The 7,408-nt window shown below is 48.1% G+C and carries 5 protein-coding genes and 1 pseudogene; all 6 read left to right on the forward strand.

Going from position 1 to position 7,408, the window contains the following annotated elements:
• The first annotated feature begins 827 nt into the window (after positions 1 to 827).
• The 6 genes and pseudogenes from Q2J39_RS10085 (at position 828) to Q2J39_RS10110 (ending at position 7,200) form a co-directional block, all read left to right on the forward strand.
• Positions 828 to 1,889, forward strand: a pseudogene (locus Q2J39_RS10085) (transposase).
• 59 nt (positions 1,890 to 1,948) lie between these two features.
• On the forward strand, positions 1,949 to 2,143 hold the full coding sequence (locus Q2J39_RS10090) for a hypothetical protein (protein WP_230268481.1): 195 nt from the start codon (positions 1,949 to 1,951) through the stop codon (positions 2,141 to 2,143).
• Between the two features lie 11 nt (positions 2,144 to 2,154).
• Complete coding sequence (locus tag Q2J39_RS10095) at positions 2,155 to 2,790, forward strand: sugar isomerase domain-containing protein (RefSeq protein WP_230268480.1); 636 nt, start codon at positions 2,155 to 2,157, stop codon at positions 2,788 to 2,790.
• A 279-nt stretch (positions 2,791 to 3,069) separates the two neighbouring features.
• Positions 3,070 to 4,449, forward strand: coding sequence for an amidophosphoribosyltransferase (locus Q2J39_RS10100; protein WP_288340573.1), 1,380 nt, complete (start codon positions 3,070 to 3,072; stop codon positions 4,447 to 4,449).
• 17 nt (positions 4,450 to 4,466) lie between these two features.
• Complete coding sequence (gene purF, locus Q2J39_RS10105; protein WP_230268478.1) at positions 4,467 to 5,846, forward strand: amidophosphoribosyltransferase; 1,380 nt, start codon at positions 4,467 to 4,469, stop codon at positions 5,844 to 5,846.
• 886 nt (positions 5,847 to 6,732) lie between these two features.
• Positions 6,733 to 7,200 (forward strand): helix-turn-helix domain-containing protein, encoded by a 468-nt coding sequence (locus Q2J39_RS10110; protein WP_288340575.1) that lies wholly within the window; start codon positions 6,733 to 6,735, stop codon positions 7,198 to 7,200.
• The last annotated feature ends 208 nt before the right edge of the window (positions 7,201 to 7,408 follow it).

The following is a 7,408-nucleotide window of genomic DNA, read 5'->3' on the forward strand; positions in this document are numbered from 1 at the left end:
ATTTCTTTATGATTTTCACTTAAGCTGTTTTCTTCGATATCTAAAGGTGATTTGACGACTGAGAGAAGCAATTCCCCTCAGCGCTCAACTATAATAACACGGGCATCGAAGCGATGCAAGCATTATTTGTGAATTTTTAAAATATTTTCACATTAGCTGAACGATCTGTTTTTCTCTCTCGCGTTTTTTTGCTGGAGAAGAAAAACAGCCTTCTATTTATACCGCAGCTATGGATCTTGCGCAAGCAATAAGGCGTGGATGACCCCACTTTTTTTCTCGCGGTGAATTGAAAGAGTAAATGCAGGCATTGAACCCTTCTCGTTACATTTAGTCCTTCAATCCAGATAACCTAAGGTCGTTCTTGTTTAGCGAAAAATGGGTTCTTTGAAAATTTGTGTGGGATCACCCCAGTACAACCAAAAAAATGACAAGTAAAAAAGGATCTCCCGTATGCTGGAAGAGTCGACCAAGACACGCCAGACACAGGAGATCCAATACGCACCCTATCGACTTAGCTTCTACTTTTCAAGCAGCACCTGCTTATGAAGGTTTCGTTTATTTACCTTCTTACCTGCCAGGTTTTACCCAGAACAGTCTTGTTACCCATCCCGAACATTCACATGGACATGATCTGAATCAGCGCATCGACAGTCTTCCAGCCCTGTCAGAAGATGACCTCATCTGCCCGATGCCCGATCTGTGGAAAGAAGATGCATATCAAGTCTTCACATACTCGAACACTTCGCCATATTCCATTTGGCAATGCCTATACACATGTCACTGTCGAGATTCATTGCTTGTTCTGTGAGCACTGTCACAACACGCTTATGCAGACAATTCCATTCAAGGCAGATCATCATTCCATTACCAGAAATCTCGAAATCTATATTGAAGATCTGCTTGCCAGCGGACGCTTTACTCTGAAGACAATTGCGGAACTGACTGGCGTAGGGGCGCACTTGGTAAAGGCCGTTGATAAAGCCAGGCTGAGCAGACTGTATGTCGAAGAGAACTCAAAGGGTCCATCCTTAAAGAAATCTGATACCTATAGTCGTTTTTCGGCTATTGATGAGTTCAAGCTTCAAAACGAACATCAATACGCAACTCATATCATCGATCTAGAAACCAGGCATGTGCTTTGGATCGCCAAAGGTAAGAAGAAGCAGGTTGTTTATGATTTCATCGACCATGTAGGAAGCGAATGGATGAGCCATGTTAAAGCAGTCGCATGCGATATGAATTCCGACTTTCAGGAAGCGTTTGAAGAACGTTGTGAGAATATCTCTATCGTTTTTGACTATTTTAATATCGTGTAGAATTTCAACGATAAAGTAACCTCTGAAGTTCGTAAAGATGTTCAAAAGGATCTGACTGCCGATGATAAAATCGAACAGGCCAGGCAGCTTAAGGGATCAAAGTATATTCTGATGTCCTCGCTTGCAACGCTGGAACAAAAAGACGCACGCGGCGAAGCGGAAACTGTGCTGCGAGTGGAAAAGACCCTTTTTGGCCTGAAACCAGTACTGGCTAAAACAGGATACGTTAAACGATACAAGGAGCTTTTGAAACTGAATACCTTATTCACCACTTGCGATATCGTCAAAATCCAGCTTGAACAAGCCTTCAAATGCAGAAACAAATCAGAGATGGCAGTGCTGCTTAACAACCTGATTGATACGTGTAGAGGTACGAAGAGCAAACACTTTGAATGGTTTGCCCGATTGATTGAAAACCACTATCAGGGCATCCTTTCACATGCCATTTATGGGATTTCGACTGGAAAGATCGAAGGAGTCAACAATAAGATCAAGACGATTAGAAGACAGGCGTATGGCTACTGCGACGATGGTTACTTCTTTTTGAAGATTATGGATGCATCACGCAATTAGAATGTCAGCCCTTCGATCCCAAAGGTTTTTTCATTGAACCATATTATTCCTAAAGCATAATGAACTTAACAAAGATTCAGCCGCAGTCTGCAGCAAACTGTATCCCGCCTCAGTCCCTCTGCCGGGAGTGGAACTTCGGAAGAATTGCCAGGAGAAAGATAGATGAAACAGGCAAGAAAATTTTTGAAGTCTGCAGAGAACAGACGGAAGCCACTCTGCAGCAGGAAGAAGCCATTGACCAGGCGCTGATCTGATTGCGCAGTCCATGGCTAAAGGTGGCGTGCTTCACGTCTTTGGCTGCGGTCACTCCCAGATGTTTGGCGAAGAACTCTGCTGCCACACCGGCGGACTGGTGCCTGTGAACGCCATTCTGGTTCCCCAGTACGTCATTTATCCGGATATCTGGCTCTGCCAGCTGATAGAGTGCCAGGAAAATGCAGCCCATAAGGTGCTGGAATCTTTTGTCCCCAGACCGGAAGACATCATGCTGATTGTCTCCATTTCCGGACGCAATGCCGCCGGCATAGATATGGCCATGGCATCCCCTGAAAAAGGCATGAAGGTCATTGCCCTGACGTCCATGGACTATACCAACAAAGCCGTTTCCCGACATTCCAGTGGCCTGAAGCTGAAGGATATCAGTGATGTGGTGCTGGACTGCTGCGCCATTGAAGGCGATGCCGTTCTGGAGGATCCTAGACTGGTCGAAGGTGACCGCTTCTGCTCTCCTTCCACCATCGTGGGGATGCATCTGCTGGTGGGCCTTATGGGAGAAGGAGTGGAACGGCTGCTGGATGCCGGTGTCAATCCTGAAATCTGGGTGTCCGGCAACGTGGATCACGGCGATAGCTGCAACAGCCAGTATCTGGAAAAGTACCGGAACAGAATCGATATTCTCTGATCCCGGTTTTCGAAGATGGATCTGTCAGAAAGGCTCTGATTTTTCAGAAAGAAACCGATATCAAATTCATTTTCGTATGGCACACCGCCCTGAAGTTTTCTAGAATAATGAAGTCATTTTTACAGAAGGAAGGGATTGTTATGCAGGCCGCATGGAACGTCTGTTCATCAGAATCATTTGCTTCAGTCTCTTTTTCTGTCCGTTCTCTGCGCCCTTTTTCCGGGCGCGCTTTTTGTTTAAACAGCTGCGGCCAGAAGCCGCATAAAAAGGAGACACACGATGAGTCATGGACACAGCGTACAGAACTGTTCCGGTCTGGCCGGTGTTTACAACATGCTGGATGCATCCCATGTTCTGTACTATCTTCTTCACTCTCTCCAGCACCGGGGCAGTGACGGTGCCGGAATGGCAGTATCCAACGGAGAAACCCTCTCCCTTCATAAAGGCAAGGGTCTTCTTTCCGAAAACATGACCGGACAGGTGCTGGACGCCATGGAAGGCCGTTCCGCCATCGGACAGGTACGTATGGCCACTCCCGGCGACAGGCAGAAGGAAAACCTGCAGCCTGTGGCGGTGAGAGCCTTCCAGGGCCAGTTCGCCCTGGTTTGCAGCGGTATGCTGCTCAATGGACCCAGCCTTCGCAAAGCCATGAAGCAGGAAGGCCTGATTTTCCAGGGCACTTCCGATGCCGAGATCATTGCCCATCTGATTCAGATTTCCAGAGGCACTTTAGCCGAGCGCATTGAACGCACCGTGCAGATGCTCAAGGGCTCCTTTGCCTTTCTGCTCATGACCAAAAACACGCTTTATGCCGTAAGAAGCAAAGATGGCATCCGGGCTCTGTATATGGCCTCCACCCCGGAAGGCAGTATTCTCTTTGGTTCAGAAAGCAGCGCCTTCACCATGATGGAGACAGAGTCCATCGAAGAAATCCTGCCCGGCGAACTCATTATTCTGGGAAAGCACGGTCTGGAGCGAAAGCAGATCCAGCCTCCTCTTGGCCATGTGTGCGCCATGGAATTCGTGTACTATTCAAGGCCCGATTCCAGCATGGAAAACAGCAGCGTTCACCTCTCCAGAGAAGCAGCCGGCAAAGCCCTGGCCAGACAGGAAATTGTAAAAGCCGACCTGGTCATCGGTGTTCCCGATACTGCGCTGCCTGCAGCAGCCGCCTTTGCCAGAGAACTGGGTCTGCCTTATGAAATCGGCCTCATCAAGAACCGGTATATCGGTTCCACCTATGTCAGGCCCACGGCCGTTCAGCGCGAACAGGGTATGCGCTCCAGGCTCAATGTCATCTCTTCCATCGTCAGCGGCAAATCCATTTTCCTGGTGGATGATTCAGTTCAGAAAGGACAGAATGCCAGAAGAATCTGCCAGATGTTAAGGGAAGCCGGCGCCAGGAAAGTTCACCTGCGCATCGCTTCGCCTCTCATTGCCCATTCCTGCTATTCGGGAACTGAATTTATTCCAAAGGATCAGCTGGCCGGTCATCTGTGGAATCTGGAAGAAATGAAGACAGTCTTTGATGCGGATTCCGTTTCCTTCCTGGATCTGGACACCTTCAAAACCTGCCTGCCTTCCGATGCCTGTCTTGCCTGCTTTAACGGGGAATACCCGTATGACCTGTATGATTTCGCGGATTCACAACCTGAATGATGAAAGGAGAACTTCTCATGTTTGATGAACTTCATGAAGAATGCGGTGTCTTTGGATGTTATCAGTGCCAGGATGCCGCCAGCCTGACTTACTATGGTCTGCACTCTTTACAGCACAGAGGACAGGAAGCCAGCGGCATCGCGGTGGCCAGTCATGGAAAAATCCAGGTATTCAAAGGCAAGGGCCTGACAGTGGATGTGTTTTCCAGGGAAGATCTGGATCAGCTGGAAGGAGATCTGTCTGTAGGTCATGTCCGCTATTCTACTGCCGGCGGACAGGAATATGAAAACATTCAGCCCATTGCCGCAGAAGGCTATCAGGGCGACATCGCCCTGGTCCACAACGGCCAGATCGTCAACGACAGAGAACTGCGCAAGGAGCTGGAAGCAGCCGGCGCGATTTTTCAGGGCACCAGTGATTCCGAAGTCATTCTGCATCTCATTGAAAAGCAGACCGGCACCCTGGAAGAACGGGTGAAAAAGGCTGCCCAGCGCCTGGAAGGGGCCTTCTCCATTCTGGTGATGAAGGATGACACCCTCATCGCCTTCCGAGATCCTCATGGTCTGCGCCCCTTAAGCTATGCCCGAAACAGGCAGGGCTGGATCATCTCCTCGGAAAGCTGCGCCTTTGAAGTCATGGGCATCTACCGTCATACCGATGTTCTGCCAGGACAGATGGTGGTGTTCAAAGACGGTCTTCCCCGCTCTTCCTTCTATACCCCCAAAAGAGATCATCACCTGTGCGCCATGGAATACATTTACTTCGCCAGACCGGATTCCGTCATTGAAGACAAAAATGTCCATGCTCTGCGCAAGGAAACCGGCCGCCTGCTGGCCAGACAGGACAAAGATCTGCAGGCTGATGTGGTCATCGGATGCCCTGACTCTTCCCTTTCCGCTGCCATGGGTTATGCCGAAGAAGCAGACCTGCCCTTCCAGTATGGTCTGGTCAAAAACCGCTTTGTCACCCGTACCTTTATTCAACCAACTCAGGCCATGCGGGACAGAGGAGTCAGAATGAAACTTTCTCCTGTCAGAGAAGTCATAGATGGTAGAAGAGTGGTTCTCATTGATGATTCCATTGTCAGAGGCACAACTTCAAGACGTATTGTCAATCTTCTGCGGGAAGCGGGAGCTAAGGAAGTACATGTACGCATTGCTTCTCCCATCATTACTTCTCCCTGTTTTTATGGGGTCGATACCTCCACGAAAAAGGAGCTCATCGGTGCACAGATGACTCTGGAAGAAATGAAAGATTACATTCAGGCTGATACACTGTACTTTCTTTCCCCGGAAGATCTGCAGAATGCTGCTGAACCCAGCGCTCTTTGTATGGCATGCTTTACCGGCGAATACTGTACAGATCTGTTCAGTCATCAGGAGCAGTTGGAAAACTGAATCTTCTGTACGAAACACCGCTGTGAAAAAGACTGTACTCCCGAAAGCTACTGCTCATACTGCCGCAGTTTTTTTCACCTCACCGTTCCCTGGTTGCCCGGGAACGGCTTTATTCTGTTTATCAGTGCTGTATTCTAAATTCTCTTCATGTTTATACCCAGTCAGGCACCAAACGGCAGGCAAAGAAGCCGGCTTCATAGCATTCTTTTCAGCCTGATCAGCGTCTGAAATCGCTGAAGCAGGACGGAACAGAAACCGGTCGCTATGGGTAATCAAATTCTGGCCTGTTTTGGTCAGTTAACCTGGCTGTTTTCACGGGGCAGACCGTCCCATATGTCCTCTGGAGGGATTGAAGGGACAAACTATGCTGCCAGCTGCGCTTACAGTTCAACTCAGATCCTTGAAGCCCATAATCCCCCGTCTTCGGGGACAACCAAAAATGTTAATAAATACTGCTGGTAAAGTGAAACAAAGCGTCTACACTAAACCGGCATCAGTGTCACTACAGTATCGTTTTTATCACTGATGACCTGAATAATTCAAAGGAAACGCAAAACGGCCGGAATCCGCTATCAATACGGGGATTCCGGCCGTTGGTTATTTCATCTTAAAGGTGAAGCCATATGTCTTCTGTTAAGGGTACTGTAATTTTGTAGGTTTCGGGCACTGATAAAATGTTGGTTTTGTGTACGAAAAGAAGGTAGTGAATTGAAATAGTAAATGCAACCATTGAACTCTTTCTCGTTGCATTTAGTCCTTCAACCACAATCGTTGCGTTTAGTCCTTCAGTCCAGATAACCTAAGGTCGTTCTTGTTTAGCGAAAAATGTACTGACCGATTCGGCCAGTCTTCTATGTTCTCCTTCCAAAACAGACAGGAGGGCCTTATGCCTAATCAAAAACATCTCAACGCTGTCACTCGAAAACTGATTCAAGACAGTCTGGACCAGGGGCTTTCTATGCCTGAAATCGCCCGACAGATCGACAAGTCTAAAAGCACCGTCAGCCGCGAAGTCAAAACGCATATTTCCTTTCAGCCGTGTCTTAAGGAATCTGATTCCAACGGTAAAGCTGTCATCTGGGATTGCGTCTGTATTCATGAATGCAGCCCTGACAACGGGATTTGTAAATCTCCATGTAAAAAGCGAAAGCCGATTCCTTGCGAATTCAGAGACAAAAAAGGATTGTGCAACGGATGTCCTAAAGCCCATCGGCCTCGGCGATGCAAACTCGAAAAGCGCCTCTACAAAGCGAAACAGGCGCAGGAGGAGTACGAAGAAACTCTTAGAGAATCACGCACTGGGATCAACCTTACCGGTGAAGAATTCCAAATATGTGAAACGCATCATCAGTGAAGGAGTTAAAAACGGGCAGTCTCTTTCCTCTATCTGTCAGCGCTGCCCAGAGATCCCAGTAACGGAGCGTACTGTCTATACCTGGATCGAACACCGGGAATTAGCCGATCAGGGAGTCTTAAATATCGATCTCCCCCTTAAGGTAAAGCGAGAAATAAACTGTACCCCAGAAAGTGGACAATTTTTTTAGAGTCAACCTATTCCAAGG

Origin of the sequence: uncultured Allobaculum sp. (assembly GCF_948576815.1) — a bacterium.
GTDB lineage: Bacteria > Bacillota_I > Bacilli_A > Erysipelotrichales > Erysipelotrichaceae > Allobaculum > Allobaculum fili.

Coding starts and splice junctions, on each gene's coding strand:
- Q2J39_RS10095 (WP_230268480.1), top strand. CDS start 2,155: ATGGCTAAAGGTGGCGTGCTTCACGTCTTTGGCTGCGGTCACTCCCAG.
- Q2J39_RS10100 (WP_288340573.1), top strand. CDS start 3,070: ATGAGTCATGGACACAGCGTACAGAACTGTTCCGGTCTGGCCGGTGTT.
- Q2J39_RS10110 (WP_288340575.1), top strand. CDS start 6,733: ATGCCTAATCAAAAACATCTCAACGCTGTCACTCGAAAACTGATTCAA.
- purF (WP_230268478.1), top strand. CDS start 4,467: ATGTTTGATGAACTTCATGAAGAATGCGGTGTCTTTGGATGTTATCAG.
- Q2J39_RS10090 (WP_230268481.1), top strand. CDS start 1,949: ATGAACTTAACAAAGATTCAGCCGCAGTCTGCAGCAAACTGTATCCCG.